This window comes from Teichococcus oryzae (assembly GCF_008386565.1).
Lineage (GTDB): Bacteria > Pseudomonadota > Alphaproteobacteria > Acetobacterales > Acetobacteraceae > Pseudoroseomonas > Pseudoroseomonas oryzae.
On record NZ_VUKA01000001.1, the window covers coordinates 339,716 to 353,586 of the forward strand.

14 protein-coding genes are annotated in these 13,871 nt (G+C 70.6%); 10 read left to right on the plus strand and 4 right to left on the minus strand.

What is annotated here, in order from left to right; all coding sequences use genetic code 11:
* Positions 1–2: 2 nt before the first annotated feature.
* Genes sufC through F0Q34_RS01565 form a run of 6 tightly spaced genes read left to right on the plus strand, consistent with a single transcriptional unit; the run spans position 3 to position 4,520 of the window.
* Complete coding sequence (gene sufC, locus F0Q34_RS01540; RefSeq protein ID WP_149810374.1) at positions 3–746, plus strand: Fe-S cluster assembly ATPase SufC; 744 nt, start codon at positions 3–5, stop codon at positions 744–746.
* The gene (gene sufD / locus F0Q34_RS01545; protein WP_149810375.1) at positions 743–2,041 is read left to right on the plus strand and encodes a Fe-S cluster assembly protein SufD; all 1,299 of its coding nucleotides are present in this window, start codon (positions 743–745) and stop codon (positions 2,039–2,041) included. Before sufC ends, sufD begins: the two co-directional genes overlap by 4 nt.
* On the plus strand, positions 2,041–3,279 hold the full coding sequence (locus F0Q34_RS01550) for an aminotransferase class V-fold PLP-dependent enzyme (protein ID WP_149810376.1): 1,239 nt from the start codon (positions 2,041–2,043) through the stop codon (positions 3,277–3,279). Before sufD ends, F0Q34_RS01550 begins: the two co-directional genes overlap by 1 nt.
* Positions 3,279–3,746: a Fe-S cluster assembly sulfur transfer protein SufU gene (gene sufU / locus F0Q34_RS01555; protein ID WP_149810377.1), complete on the plus strand. Its 468-nt coding sequence runs from the start codon at positions 3,279–3,281 to the stop codon at positions 3,744–3,746. The genes F0Q34_RS01550 and sufU overlap by 1 nt, the downstream gene beginning before the upstream one ends.
* A 10-nt stretch (positions 3,747–3,756) precedes the next feature.
* Complete coding sequence (locus F0Q34_RS01560; RefSeq protein ID WP_149811197.1) at positions 3,757–4,131, plus strand: SUF system Fe-S cluster assembly protein; 375 nt, start codon at positions 3,757–3,759, stop codon at positions 4,129–4,131.
* Positions 4,132–4,154: 23 nt separating this feature from the next.
* Positions 4,155–4,520, plus strand: a complete 366-nt coding sequence (locus F0Q34_RS01565; RefSeq protein WP_149810378.1) for a HesB/IscA family protein — start codon at positions 4,155–4,157, stop codon at positions 4,518–4,520.
* A 36-nt stretch (positions 4,521–4,556) separates the two neighbouring features.
* On the opposite strand, the gene F0Q34_RS01570 is transcribed toward F0Q34_RS01565, so the two are convergent.
* The 4 genes from F0Q34_RS01570 to F0Q34_RS01585 all read right to left on the minus strand — a co-directional run bounded on the left by F0Q34_RS01570 (position 4,557) and on the right by F0Q34_RS01585 (position 10,200).
* Positions 4,557–5,564 (minus strand): MBL fold metallo-hydrolase, encoded by a 1,008-nt coding sequence (locus F0Q34_RS01570; RefSeq protein ID WP_241665257.1) that lies wholly within the window; start codon positions 5,562–5,564, stop codon positions 4,557–4,559.
* A gap of 77 nt (positions 5,565–5,641) precedes the next feature.
* Entirely contained in the window at positions 5,642–6,925 is a 1,284-nt protein-coding gene (locus tag F0Q34_RS01575) for a class I SAM-dependent RNA methyltransferase (RefSeq protein WP_149810379.1), read from the minus strand.
* Positions 6,926–7,156: 231 nt separating this feature from the next.
* Entirely contained in the window at positions 7,157–8,347 is a 1,191-nt protein-coding gene (locus tag F0Q34_RS01580) for an acyl-CoA dehydrogenase (RefSeq protein ID WP_149810380.1), read from the minus strand.
* Between the two features lie 101 nt (positions 8,348–8,448).
* Positions 8,449–10,200 carry a DEAD/DEAH box helicase gene (locus F0Q34_RS01585; RefSeq protein WP_370750846.1) on the minus strand — a complete coding sequence of 584 codons (1,752 nt, stop codon included), beginning with the start codon at positions 10,198–10,200 and terminating at the stop codon, positions 8,449–8,451.
* A gap of 172 nt (positions 10,201–10,372) precedes the next feature.
* Here F0Q34_RS01585 and F0Q34_RS01590 point away from each other — a divergent pair, with 172 nt between their 5' ends.
* From F0Q34_RS01590 to bcsQ, 4 genes are all read left to right on the plus strand, one after another.
* The gene (locus F0Q34_RS01590; RefSeq protein WP_149810381.1) at positions 10,373–11,080 is read left to right on the plus strand and encodes an alpha/beta fold hydrolase; all 708 of its coding nucleotides are present in this window, start codon (positions 10,373–10,375) and stop codon (positions 11,078–11,080) included.
* Positions 11,081–11,179: 99 nt separating this feature from the next.
* Positions 11,180–12,223, plus strand: coding sequence for a glycosyl hydrolase family 8 (locus F0Q34_RS01595; RefSeq protein ID WP_161600752.1), 1,044 nt, complete (start codon positions 11,180–11,182; stop codon positions 12,221–12,223).
* A 403-nt stretch (positions 12,224–12,626) separates the two neighbouring features.
* Positions 12,627–13,010 carry a hypothetical protein gene (locus F0Q34_RS01600; protein WP_149810383.1) on the plus strand — a complete coding sequence of 128 codons (384 nt, stop codon included), beginning with the start codon at positions 12,627–12,629 and terminating at the stop codon, positions 13,008–13,010.
* Positions 13,011–13,018: 8 nt separating this feature from the next.
* Complete coding sequence (gene bcsQ, locus F0Q34_RS01605) at positions 13,019–13,870, plus strand: cellulose biosynthesis protein BcsQ (protein ID WP_149810384.1); 852 nt, start codon at positions 13,019–13,021, stop codon at positions 13,868–13,870.
* Position 13,871 lies beyond the last annotated feature (1 nt).

A 13,871-nucleotide genomic window follows, 5' to 3' on the forward strand; every position in this document is an offset into this window, starting at 1 on the left:
CGATGTTGAAGATTGAAGGGCTGCGCGCCGAGATCGATGGCAAGGAGATCCTGAAGGGGATCGACCTTGAGGTGCCGACGGGCGAAATCCACGCCATCATGGGGCCGAACGGCTCGGGCAAGTCAACGCTGTCCTATGTGCTTTCGGGACGCGAGGGCTACGAGATCACCGGCGGTTCCGCGACCTTTGACGGCCATGACCTGCTGGGCATGGAGCCGGAGGAGCGCGCCGCCGCCGGCCTGTTCCTGGCCTTCCAGTACCCGGTCGAGCTGCCCGGCGTCGGCAACGCCAATTTCATGCGCACCGCCCTGAACGCGCAGCGCCGCGCCAAGGGCGAGCCCGAGCTGGACGCCATGCAGTTCCTGAAGCTGGCCCGCGCCCGCATGAAGGAATTGTCCATGCCGGAGGACATGCTGAAGCGCGGCGTCAATGTCGGCTTCTCCGGCGGCGAGAAGAAGCGCAACGAGGTGCTGCAGATGGCGCTGCTGAAGCCCGCCATCGCCATTCTCGATGAAACTGATTCCGGCCTCGACATCGACGCGCTGAAGATCGTGGCCGATGGCGTCAACGCCATGCGCGGGCCGGACTTCTCCGCCCTGGTGATCACGCATTACCAGCGCCTGCTCGACTACATCGTGCCGGACCGCGTGCATGTGCTGATGGATGGCCGCATCGCGCGCAGCGGCGGGCCGGAGCTGGCCCATCAGCTTGAGGCCGAGGGCTATGCCTCGGTGGAGGCGGCATGAACGCCGTCACCGAGCACAACGCGCTGACCGAGCCCGGCGCCGCCGGCTTCCTGCAGCGCTTCGAGGGGCTGCGCGCCCGCCTGCCGGGCCGCGGCCTGCCCTGGCTGGAAGCGATGCGCGAGGCGGCGGCGGAGTCCTTCCGTGAGCAGGGCTTCCCCACCCGCAGGGTGGAAGCCTGGAAATACACGGATCTCGCCCCCCTGAAGGAAGCCGGCTTCGGCGAGGCGCTGACCCCGGTGGACAGCGCCATCCCGCTGCCGCGCGCCGCCGCGCCGCGCCGCGTGGTGTTCGTCGATGGCCGCTTCAGCGCCGAGCTGTCCGATCCCGACGCCCCCGTCCGCTCCCTGGCGCGGCATCTGGACGCGGCCGAGGGGCTGCTGGGTTCCCTGGCCCGCAATGACGGCGTGCCGCTGGCGGCGCTGAACACGGCGCTGTTCGAGGATGGCGCGCTGATCGATCTCGCCGATGGCGAGGATGGCGGCATTGTCGAGATCCTGTCGGTGGTGCGGGCCGACCGCCCGGTGGCGCTGCATCCGCGCCATCTGGTCCGCCTGGGGGCCGGCGCGAAGCTGGTGCTGATCGAGCGCGCCTGGGGCCATGGCGAGAGCCGCTACCTGCACAGCCCGGTGCTGGAGTTCCAGGTGGCCGCCGATGCCCATGTCACCCATGTCCGCATCCAGCAGGAGGCGCGGGCCGGCATCCACCTGTCCACCGTCTTCGCCAAGGTGGCGGAAAAGGGCACCTATGACAGCTTCCTGCTGCATGCCGGCGCCCGGCTGGCGCGGGCCGAGGCCCATGTGACGCTGGCCGGTCCGTTTTCCGCCGCGCATCTGGACGGCGCGCAGCTGGTGGGCGACGGGCAGCACGCCGACTGCACCACCTTCCTCGACCATGCGGCGCCGGATTGCCCGAGCCGCCAGACGGTGAAGACGGTGCTGGCCGGCCGCTCGCGCGGGGTGTTCCAGGGCAAGATCCACGTCCACCAGATCGCCCAGCGCACCGATGGCTACCAGATGAACCAGGCGCTGCTGCTGTCCGACCAGGCCGAGATCGACAGCAAGCCGCAGCTGGAGATCTATGCCGACGACGTGAAGTGCAGCCACGGCGCCACGGTGGGCGCGCTGGACGAGACGCAGCTTTTCTACCTGCGCTCCCGCGGCATCCCCGAGGCCCAGGCGCGCTCCATGCTGATCGAGGCCTTCCTGCTCGACGCCGTCGAGACGGTGAGGGACGAGACGGCCCGCGCCGCGCTGGTGGAGGTGGTGTCCGGCTGGTGGGAAAGGACCGCCGCGTGATGGATGGGGGAACGCCGGTCTTCGATGTCGCGCGCATCCGCCAGGACTTCCCGATCCTGTCGCAGAAGGTGCGCGGCAAGGATCTGGTGTTCCTCGACAGCGGCGCCTCCGCCCAGAAGCCCCGGCAGGTGATCGGGGCCATGACGCGGATGATGGAAACGGCCTATGCCAATGTCCATCGCGGCGCCTACCACCTGTCCGAGGCGGCGACCGAGGCCTATGAGGCCGCCCGCCGCGCCGTCGCTGGCTTCCTCAACGCCGCGACGGAGCGGGAGGTGGTGTTCACCAATTCCTCCACCGCCGCGATCAACCTCGTGGCCCATTCCTATGGGCGCAGCGTGCTGCGGCCGGGCCAGGCGGTGCTGGTGTCGGAAATGGAGCACCACGCCAATTTCGTGCCCTGGCTGATGCTGCGGGACAGCCATGGCATCGAGCTGCGCGTTTGCCGCGTCACCGATGATGGCGAGCTGGACCTCGCCGACCTGGAGGCCAAGCTGGCCGATGGCAAGGTCGGGCTGGCTGCCATCACCCACATGTCCAACGTGCTGGGCACGGTGACGCCGGCCGAGCGCATCGCCCGCATCGTCCACGCGCACAGCGCCAAGCTGCTGCTCGACGGTTCCCAGGCGGCGGTGCATCGCCGCGTGGACGTGCAGGCGCTGGATTGCGACTTCTACGTCTTCACCGGCCACAAGCTGTATGGCCCGACCGGCATCGGCGTGTTGTGGGCGCGGCTCGACCTGCTGGAGCGGATGCCGCCCTTCCTCGGCGGTGGCGACATGATCGAGGAAGTGACGCTGGACAGCTACCGCCCCGCGCCGGTTCCCGCCAAGTTCGAGGCCGGCACGCCCCCCATCATCGAGGCGGTCGGGCTGCATGCCGCCATCGACTACGTCCAGAACATCGGCATGGCGGCCATCGAGGCGCATGAGCGCCGGCTGGTGGACCACGCCATGCGGAAGCTTTCGGCGGTCGAGGGGCTGCGGCTGCTGGGCAACGCGCAGGACCGCGGCGGCGTCTTCGCCGTGTCGCTGCCCAATGCCCATTCGCATGACCTTGCCACATTGCTGGACCGCGTCGGCATCGCGGTTCGCTCCGGCCGCCATTGCGCCGAGCCGCTGCACACCCGATTTGAGATCGAGAGCACCTGCCGCGCCTCCTTCGGCCTCTACACCACCGAGGGCGAGATCGATTACCTCGCGGAGGCGCTGGACAAGGCTCGGGAGTTCTTCGGCTGATGTTTGACGATCTGCGCGACCTTTACCAGGAAGTGATCCTCGATCACGGCCGCAAGCCGCGGAACTTCCGCCGGCTGGAGGAAGCCGACCGCGAGGGGCGCGGCGACAACCCGATGTGCGGCGACCGCATGCAGCTCTGGGTCAAGCTGGCGCCGGATGGGCGGCTCGACGATGTCGCCTTCCAGGGCAAGGGCTGCGCCATCTCCATGGCGTCGGCCAGCCTGATGACCGAAACGGTGCGCGGCAAGACACAGGAGGAAGCGCGGGAGCTTTCCGACAGGTTCCGCGCCCTGGCCACCACCGGCACCTGCCCCGATTGCGGCGCCGCCCTGGCCGACGAGATGGAGCGGTTGCAGGTGCTGGGCGGCGTGTCGGAATTCCCGAGCCGGGTGAAATGCGCGACCCTGGCCTGGCACACGCTGAACGCCGCGCTGGACAACACGGGCAAGGAGGCGAGCAGTGAGTGACGGCAATTCCATGCCCCAGGGGACATCCGGCGGCGCGCCCGAGGCGCATGCGGCCTGGACGCCCGATGGCGAGACCGCGCCCCGGATTTCCGAAGAAGCGGTGATCAACGCCATCGCCCAGGTTTATGACCCGGAGATCCCGGTCAACATCTACGAGCTGGGCCTGATCTATGCGATCGAGCTTGGGGAGGATGGGCTGGTCAAGGTCGAGATGACGCTGACCACGCCGTCCTGCCCCTCCGCGCAGGAGCTGCCGTCCCAGGTGGAGGAAATGGTCCGCACCGTGCCGGGCGTCGGCGATGTTTCGGTCGAGGTGGTGTGGGACCCGCCCTGGGACCCGTCCCGCATGAGCGAAGACGCCAGGCTGGCGTTGAACATGTACTGAAGCCACGCCACATCGAGGCTGTCATGAGCACCACGACCACACCGCGTCCGACCCGTGCCCTGCCACCGCTGATGTCGCTGTCCGACGCCGCGGCCGAGCGGCTGCGCGCGCTCTACGAAGGCGGCCAGCAGGGCAAGCTGCTGCGCATCGCCGTGAACACCAAGGGCTGCTCCGGCATGGCCTATGACCTGAAATGGGCCGATGCCCCCGGTCCGGGCGACGAGGTGGTGACCGACAAGGGCCTGACGGTGCTGGTGGACCGCAAGGCGACCTTGTTCCTGATCGGCACCACCATGGATTACGAGGTGAAGCCGATGTCCGCCGGCTTCGTCTTCGTCAATCCGAACGAAAAGGGCCGCTGCGGCTGCGGCGAAAGCTTCCACGTCTGAGGATCGTCGGCGGGCCCTGAGGCCCGCCGCGGCAGGTCACACGGCGCTGGACCAGGGGGCCTGGACGAAGCGGTAGCCTTCGCCTTCCTTGGCGGCGAAGCCCACCGCCGGGAAGGGGAAGTGGTAGCCCGTGCAGCGGATCCGGTCGGCCGAGATGCGGTCGAAGGTGCTGCGCCGGGTGCTTTCCGCCAGCTTCGGGTCCATGTCGAACACCAGGTGCCAGCCTGGGTTGATCAGGTTCAGCGCCGGGTGGTTGGTGATGTCGCCCAGCACCATCAGCTGGTCGTCGCCATCCGCGAGGAGATAGCTGGTGTGGCCGGGTGTGTGGCCTGGCGTCGGCACGGCCTGGATGCCGTCCGCGACCGGCGCGGCGCCGTCCACCTGGCGCAGCTTCGCCTTGTAGGGTTCCATCTTCCTGCGAACATTGGCGAAGGCGGCCTTCATGGCCTCCGGTGCCCGGCTGGCCTGTCCGTCATCCATCCAGAAGGCCCATTCATCCTTGGGCACCACCAGCTCGGCATTGGGGAAGCTCGGCCTGCCCTCCGCATCGGTGAGGCCCATGATGTGGTCGCCATGGAAATGCGTCAGGACGACGCGGGTGACCCGGCTGGCATCCAGCCCCGCGGCGCGCATGTTGGCTCCCAGCCGGCCGCCCGTGGGGCCGAGTTGCCCGCCCGTGCCGGTGTCGAACAGGGTCAGGTCCTCGGGGCCGTCCAGCACCATGGCGGTGTAGGAGATCTCCAGCGTGTCGGTGGGCAGGAAGGCGTCCTGCAACGCCGCCGCCACCGCGGCGCTGTCGGCATTGCGGACAAAGCCTTCCGTTGGCTTGGGGCGCCGGCCGAAGCCGTCATTGACCATTGTCACGGTCCGGCTGCCCAGCTTGAAGCGGTAGAAGCCGGGCGCCTGCGCGGCCGGGTCGCCCAGGGGCGGCGCCGTGGCGGCTTGCGCCCGCGCTTCGCCCAGCCCGAACCGCAGCACGGCCGGCGCCAGCGCCACCGCGCCCGCCGCCAGCATCAGGCCCCGTCGATCCAATTCCATGCTCATGCTTCCTCCTGCGACGCGCGTGGCGCCGCATCAAGGGTGGTCACGAGCCGGCGGTGATCAAGGGGCGCGGAAGGGCGTCAGCGCGGCCTTTCAAAGGCGACCACGGCTTCCAGCTGACTTGACCACAGGAACTGGTCGATCGGCGTGGCCTGGGCCACCCTCCATCCGGCCTGCTGCAGCAACTTGCCATCGCGCGACAGCGCCACGGGGTTGCACGACACGTAAACGATGCGGGACAGGCTGCTGCGGGCGAGGGCCGGCATCTGGTCGGCGGCACCGGCGAAGGGCGGGTCCAGCACCAGGGCGGCGAAGCCTTCCAGCTCCTTGGCCGACAAGGGCTGGCGCACCAGGTCGCGCCGTGTCGCGGAAATGCGTGCCCCCGCCCTGCGGGCCGCCGCGTCCAGGGCCGCCACGGCCTCCGCCGAGCCCTCGAAGGCCGCCACGCGGCCGCGCTGCGCCAGGGGGAAGGACAAGGTGCCGAGACCGGCATGCAACTCGGCGATCCGGGCCTTGCCGGTGAGCTTGCCCGGCAACCCCTCCAGCACGGCCGCGACAATGGCGGCCTCGCCCTGGGGTGTCGCCTGCAGGAAGGCCCCGGGGGGCGGCGCCACCGGCACGCCGGCGAAGGCGATGGACACCGGCCCAATCTGCGCCAGGTTCTCCGTGCCGCTACCCTTCAGCGGCGCACCGGCGATGCGGGGCAGCCGCTGCGCCGAGGCAAAGGCGGCGATGGCGGCCCGATCGACGGCATTCGGCTCCCCATCGAGCCGCAGCAGCAGGTCAGGGCCCGTGTCCAGCAGGTTCAGCACCGCCGAGCCTTCCCGCCGCAGCGACTGCAACCCGCGCAGCATGGCGCGCAGCGGATCGAACAGCGCCACCAGGGCGGGGTCCAGCACCAGACAGGTGGACAGGTTCTCCACCGTGGCGGCGCCACGGGCGTGGAAGCCCAGCAGGATGCTGCCATCGGCCTGCCGCCGCACCGCCAGATCCGCGCGGCGCCGGGTTTGTGGCGGGGTGACAAAGGTTTCCGCAACCGGGGCATCGGGGAAGCCGGCGCGCCGGAGCGCTTCAGCCAGGCGGTCGCGCTTCCAGCCGGCATAAGGCGCCAGCGCCATGTGCTGCAAGGTGCAGCCGCCGCAGCGGGGGAAATGCGGGCAGGGCGGTTCGGCGCGCGCCGGAACAGGGTCCAGCACCGCCTCCAGCACCGCCGCCATGCCGTCGCCGCGCCTGGCGCCGGGCGCGACCCGCACCCGCTCCCCCGGCAAGGCGCCAGGAACGAACAGCCGCGTGCCGTCGGGCGTGACCGCCAGGCCGTCGCCGCCGGCGCCCAGGGCGGTGATCGTCAGCTCCAGGGTGGTCATGGTCCAGGCAGGTCCTCACGCGGCCGGGGCGGGCAGCCTCAGCCATCAACGGGATTGGAAGGGTGGTGAATGTGCCGCGGCCGGACGAAGCCGGAAACGCGGCGCCGATGGGGATCGGCGTGCCGGCTGGATCGTGAAAGGCCGGGCGGGAGGATGGTTCCCCGCACCGGCGGCAACTGTCAGGAGCAAAGGGTCGCGGCGCCAGGCGATGCCCGCCGCCGCCGCGCCGGATCAGCCGAAGGCGTTGAGGCCCGTCTGGGCGCGGCCCAGGATCAGGGCGTGTACGTCATGCGTGCCTTCGTAGGTGTTCACCGCCTCCAGGTTCATGACGTGGCGGATCACGTGATACTCGTCGGCGATGCCGTTGCCGCCATGCATGTCACGGGACATGCGGGCGATGTCGAGCGCCTTGCCGCAGCTGTTGCGCTTGCAGAGGGAGATCATCTCCGGCGCCACGCGGTGCTCGTCGAACAGGCGGCCGAGGCGCAGCACGCTCTGGAGGCCAAGGGTGATCTCGGTCTGCATGTCGGCCAGCTTCTTCTGGATCAGCTGGGTCTGCGCCAGCGGCTTGCCGAACATCTTGCGCTCCATGGTGTAGGTGCGCGCGGCGTGCCAGCAGAACTCGGCGGCGCCGAGCGCGCCCCAGGCGATGCCGTAGCGGGCGCGGTTGAGGCAGGAGAACGGCCCCTTCAGCCCCTTCACGTCCAGCATGTTGCCCTCGGGGACGAAGACCTCCTCCATCATGATCATGCCGGTGGTGGAGGCGCGCAGCGAGAACTTGCCCTCGATCTTCGGCGCGGTGAGGCCCTTCATGCCCTTCTCCAGGACATAGCCGCGCACATCGCCCGCCTCGTCCTTCGCCCAGACGACAAAGACATCGGCGATCGGGGAGTTGGTGATCCAGGTCTTGGAGCCGCTGACCAGGAAGCCGCCATCCACCTTTTTCGCGCGGGTGCGCATGGAGGAGGGGTCGGAGCCCGCGTCAGGCTCGGTCAGGCCGAAGCAGCCGACCAGCTCGCCCTTCTGCATGCCCGGCAGCAGCCGGTCCTTCAGCTCGGCCGAGCCATAGGCCCAGATCGGGAACATGGCGAGGGAGGACTGCACCGAGAAGGCGGAGCGGTAGCCGCTGTCCACCCGCTCGACCTCGCGGGCGATCAGGCCGTAGGAGACATAGTTGACGCCGGCGCAGCCATGGCTGTCGAGGGTGGCGCCCAGGAAGCCCATCTCGCCGAACTCGTTCATGATCTCCCGGTGGAAGACCTCGTGCCGGTTGGCTTCCAGCACGCGCGGGAACAGCTTCTCCTGGCAATAGTCGCGCGCCGCGTCGCGGATCATGCGCTCGTCTTCGGAGAGCTGGTCTTCCAGCAGCAGGGCGTCATCCCAAACAAAGCTGGGACGAGTGGATTGGGTCACGGCATTCATAGGGCGCTTCTCCTGGGCGAGCTTCGAACAGGCCGGGAGATTGGCCTCGCATGGGCCATCCGGCAACCATCCCGGCGGTGGCTGCCGGGATGTCCGGCGGATCAGGCCGCTTCGGAGCCGTTCCCGTTCTCGGAAGGCTGCGGCTCGGCTGCTTCCTGGCGGGGCCGGGGGATCGGGATCAGCATGAAGGCCGGCACGGCATCGCCGAAGCCCAGCACCGGCGGGCCCAGATCGTCGCGCCGCGGGTCCCCGCGGTCGCGGCGGCGGTCATCGCGCGGGGCGCGGCCGGCATCGCGCGGGTCCTCCCGGCGGTGGCTCCGCCGGTCGTCGCGCCGATCGTCACGCTTGTCGGCACGGCGGTGGTCATCCCGGCGCCGGGGTTCCTGCGCGGCGTCCGCCATGACGGGCGGCGGCGCTTCCATGGCTTCCTCGATCGGGGCGGGGTCGGGGCGCCGGGCATCGCGGACGCGGTTGTTGCCGCGGCGCTGCACCTCCCGCGGCTCCTCGCGGCTGCCGCCGCGCCCCTTGGCGGGGGCGGCGCGGCCACGGCCACGGCCGCGCGGCGCGGTCGCGGCCTCGGCCAGTTCCTCGGCCGAAACCGGGTCGAGGCCCGGGATCTCGATGCGCGGGATCGGCTTGCCGGTCAGGGCCTCGATGGCGGCCACCAGCTTCACGTCATCGGCGGTGGCCAGGGTGAAGGCATTGCCCTCACGGCCGGCGCGGCCGGTGCGGCCGATGCGATGGACATAGTCCTCGTCGCGGAACGGCACGTCGAAGTTGAAGACATGGGACAGGCCACCGATGTCGATGCCCCGCGCCGCCACGTCCGAGCAGACCAGCAGCTGCAACTCGCCGGCCTTGAACTTTTCCAGCGTCGCGAAGCGCACGGATTGCGGCAGGTCGCCATGCAGCGCGCCGGCGGCGAAGCCATGCTTGCTCAGGCTCTTGTGGAGCACGTCCACATCGCGCTTGCGGTTGCAGAAGATCAGCGCGTTCTGCACGTCCTGCGACCGGATCAGCCGCCGCAGCGCCTCGCGCTTGTCGTGCGGCCGCACAAAGGCCAGGCCGGCGGTGATGGTGGTCGCCACCGAGGCGGGGGCGGAGACGGTGATCTGCTTCGGGTTCTGAAGGAAGGCGTCGGCCAGCCTGCGGATCTCGGACGCCATGGTGGCGGAGAAGAACAGCGTCTGGCGCAGCGGCGGCAGCAGGGACACGATGCGCTCGACATCGGGGATGAACCCCATGTCCAGCATGCGGTCCGCCTCGTCGATCACCAGCACCTTGCAATCGGCCAACATGACGCGGCCGCGGTCGAACAGGTCGAGCAGGCGGCCCGGGGTGGCGATCAGCACGTCCACGCCCTTGTCCAGCACGTCCCGCTGGTCGGACATGCTTTCGCCGCCGATCAGCAGGGCATGGTTCAGCTTCATGTGCTGGCCATACTTGACGAAGTTCTCGGCCACCTGGAGGGCCAGCTCGCGCGTCGGCTCCAGGATCAGGGAGCGCGGCATGCGCGCCTTGGCCCGGCTGCCGGCCAGGATGTCCATCATCGGCAGCACGAAGGAGGCGGTCTTGCCGGTGCCGGTCTGGGCGCAGCCCAGCACGTCCCGCCCCATCAGCACCACCGGAATGGCCTGCTCCTGGATCGGCGTCGGGTGGATGTAGCCGGTGTCGGCCACGCCCTTCAGCAGCAGGTCCGAAAGGCCGAGATCGGCAAAGGTGGCGCGCGGCGCCTCCGGTTCGGCATCCGGCAGGGCGGCGTCCTCCGGCTCGGCCTCGGCCGGGAGGGTCTGGGAGACGGAAAGATCGGTGTCGTCCGCGTCAGCAGCGGTCGGTGTCAGCGGGTCGCTCAAGGGCTATCAGTTCCTGCGCCGGCAGGCGGCGAGATGTGGGCCGGCCGGCCACGCGAAAACCCACGCGCCCTGCAATCCGGCGTCCGTAGGGCGGCATATGCGCCCGATGGGACGCCTTGGCAAGGTTTTCCACGGTTGCGATCGGGTGTTGCCGGGCGTAACCGTGCCAATAATGCCCGATCCGGTCCCCTTGCTGCTGCTGCCCGGCCTGCTGTGCGATGCGCGGCTGTGGCGCGATCCCCTGGCCCTGCTCGGCGATGCCGTGGCCGCCACCGTCGCCGATCTCGCCCAGGATGACACGCTGAACGCCATGGCGCGCCGCGCCCTGGCCGCCGCGCCGCCGCGCTTCGCCCTCGCGGGGCTGTCCATGGGTGGCTATGTCGCGCTGGAGATCATGCGCCAGGCGCCGGAGCGCGTGACCCACCTGGCGCTGTTCGACACCTCGGCCCGACCCGACAGCCCGGAGGCCGCGCGGCGCCGGCGTGGCCTGATGGCGCTCAGCCGGTCCGGCCAGTTCAAGGGCGTCACCCCGCGCCTGCTGCCCAGCCTGCTGCATCCCGACGCCGTGGAGGGCCCGCTCGGCCACGAGGTGCGGGATATGGCCGACCGTATCGGCAAGGAGGCGTTCCTGCGGCAGCAGCTGGCGATCCTGCACCGCCCCGATTCGCGCCCGATGCTGCCCGGCATCCGCGTGCCCACGCTGGTTGCGGTGGGAGAGGCGGACATCCTGACGCCGCCCGAGCTGTCGGAAGAAATGGCGGCGGCGATTCCCGGCGCGCGGCTGGCGCTGATCCCACAGAGCGGCCACCTGCCCACCATGGAGCGGCCTGAAGCCAGCACCGCCCTGCTGCGCGACTGGCTGGCCCGGCCGCCGGGGTGAAGGGGGCGCGGCGATGGCGCCCCCGGCCGCCATCGCCACGGCGCCGCGTCAACGCTTCGGTAAGATTCTGTTTCTACACCTGCGGGCATGTCCTTGCCCTTGTCCCGTCGCGCGATGCTGGCCGTTCTGGCGTCCGCCCCGGGGAGGGCGGCGCACGCGGCCGCGCCGCAGCCGGGCGCGGGCCCGACACGGGAGATGCTGGCGGCCTGGCAATCCTTCCGGCAGGACTTCCTGCGCCCGGACGGGCGGGTGGTGGACAGCGGCAACCAGGGCGTTTCCCATTCCGAAGGCCAGGGCTGGGCGATGTTCTGTGCCGAGCGCTGCGCCGACCGCGCCAGCTTCGACCTGATCTGGTCCTGGACGCGCCGGGTTCTGGCGCGTCCGGGCGATCATCTGCTGGCCTGGCGTTTCGTGCCCGAATCGGCACCCCCCGTGGCGGATGGCAACAATGCCACCGATGGTGACCTGTTCGCCGCCACGGCGCTGCTGCTGGCCGCGCGGCGCTGGAACCATGCCCCTTACGCCGAATCCGGCGCCGCCATCGCCGGGGACATCCTGCGCCTGCTGGTGCGCCATGTCGCCGGCCAAGCCGTGCTGCTGCCGGGCGCCCAGGGCTTCGAGGATGCCGGCAGCGTCACGCTGAACCCTTCCTACTACGCCTTTCCCGTGCTGGCCGTCCTGGCGCGGGCCGTGCCCGATCCCATCTGGCTGGCCATCGCGGAGGACGGCCTGGCCCTGCTCCGGCGCGCGCGCTTCGGCGCCTGGGGCTTGCCGCCGGACTGGGTGGTGCTGGAACGGGAAGGCGGCGCCTTGTCACTGCCCGAGCGCTGGCCGCCCCGCTTCTCCTATGATGCCGTGCGCGTGCCCCTTTACCTCCGCTGGGCGGGATTGAGGGATGAGCCGGCCCTGCGGGCCGCTGCCGCCTTCTGGCGCCGCCCTGGGCAGGGGGCGGCTCCGGCCTGGGTGGATCTGCGCAGCAACCGGACGGCGCCTTATCCCGCATCCAGTGGCGTTCAGGCCCTCGCTGGATGGATTACGGAACAGGGAAACAGATCCTCCCGCGACACGCAGGGCGATTACTACTCATCCATCCTGAAACTGATGACGCGGTGTGCGGCGGCTTCCAGCCCATATGCCGGGTAGTCGATCCAATGGACATTAAATCTGGGGTTTTGTTCCGAAAGGCGATACTGCATTCTGTGCCGCAGAGCAGGGATGTCGGTGCTTGATGAGCCAGGATCGCGATGTAGACCGGCTGAAGGCGGTGCTGGGAACACTGGGTATCCGATACCGCTCCTTCGGCAACCAGCCCGTGCGCCCCAGCCTGGTCGTGCGGCCACCGCCCGCCGCCGCGCCCGCACCGGAAGAGCCGGTCCCGGCGCCGCCTGTCCCGCAAGCCGGGCTTCCGCCGGCAATGCCATCGGCCCCTGTGGCCGCGCCGCCTGCTCCCCCCGCTGACCCTCCGCCTGCCCCGCCGCGAATGGCGCCCGCGCCCGTGATGGCGGAATTCCGCCCGGCCCCGGCCCCGGCCCCAGTGCCTTTGCCGATGCCGCAAGCCGCCACGCCGGCAGGCCCGGATTTTCCGGCGGGATGGCTTGCGGGCGGCGCTCCGGCAACAGGAAACGGCCCGCCACCGGCCGGCCGGTCCGCTCCGCCGCTGCTGTCCCGGCTCCGCCCGGCCGATTCGCAAGCCGCGCAGCCGCTCCTGGCGCAGCTCGGCCTCCCGGCGCCGGTTCCGCAGCCGGTGGCGCATCCCGCCGCCTTGCCGCCGCTGCTGGCTGCCCTGTCATCCGCCACCCCGGCCGGAATGGCGCACCAGACGCCGCCGCTGCTGGAGATGTTCCGCAACCCGGGCCAGCCCGCCGCCCCGTCGCCGGCTCCGCCCGCCGGCGACGTGTTGCGGGCGCTGCGTCTGCAAGGCCGGAGCTAAGGCACCTCATGCCCCTGATCCTGATCGCATCCCCCAAAGGTGGCGTCGGCAAGACCACGCTGGCGGCCAACCTGGCCGACACCCTGCGCCGCCAGGGCCGTCCGACCCTGTTGCTGGACCTCGATCCGCAGAATGCCCTGCGCCTGCATTTCGGCATCCCGGTGCAGGATGGCGCCGGCTACATGGCGGACCGGGCCGCTCGGCCCGACTGGCGGGCGCATCTGCGCCAGGTGGCGCCGGGCCTGCTGCTTCTGCCGCATGGCGCCGTTGAGCTGCGCGCGGCGCTGGAGAACGCCCTGGCCATGGAGCATGACCCCGCGCTGCTGCTGGCGCCGCTGCGCGAGATGCTGGCCGATCCCTCGGTGCTGGTGGTGGCCGACCTGCCGCCCGGCCCGTCGGCCGCCCTGCAGGCCACGGCGCCGTTCGCCAGCCTGGTGCTGACCGTGCTGCAAAGCGAGGCGATCAGCGCCGCGATGCTGGCGGAGGTCGAAAGCGGCCGCTTCCTGGGCAGCGGCACCCTGCCGGCGCTTTTTGCCGGCCGGCTGCATTTCCTGCTGAACGGCGTGGATCTGCAATCGCGCCTGTCGCGCAGCACGGCCGAGACGGTGGCGCAGCATCTCGGCCCGCGGCTGCTGGGTGCCGTGTCGCGCGATGAAGCGCTGGCCGAGGCGCTGGCCTATCAGCGCCCCTTGCTGGACCACGCGCCGGCCAGCGCCGCCGCCGCCGATCTGCGGCAGGTCGCCGCGGCGGTGGAGGCGCTGCTTCCGGCACCCGTTGCCCGGCCCGTCCAGCCGGCAGCCCCGGCGCAGCCGCAACACGCGGCCGCCTTTCCCCTGACCGCCTCCCGCGGAGCCTGGTGAC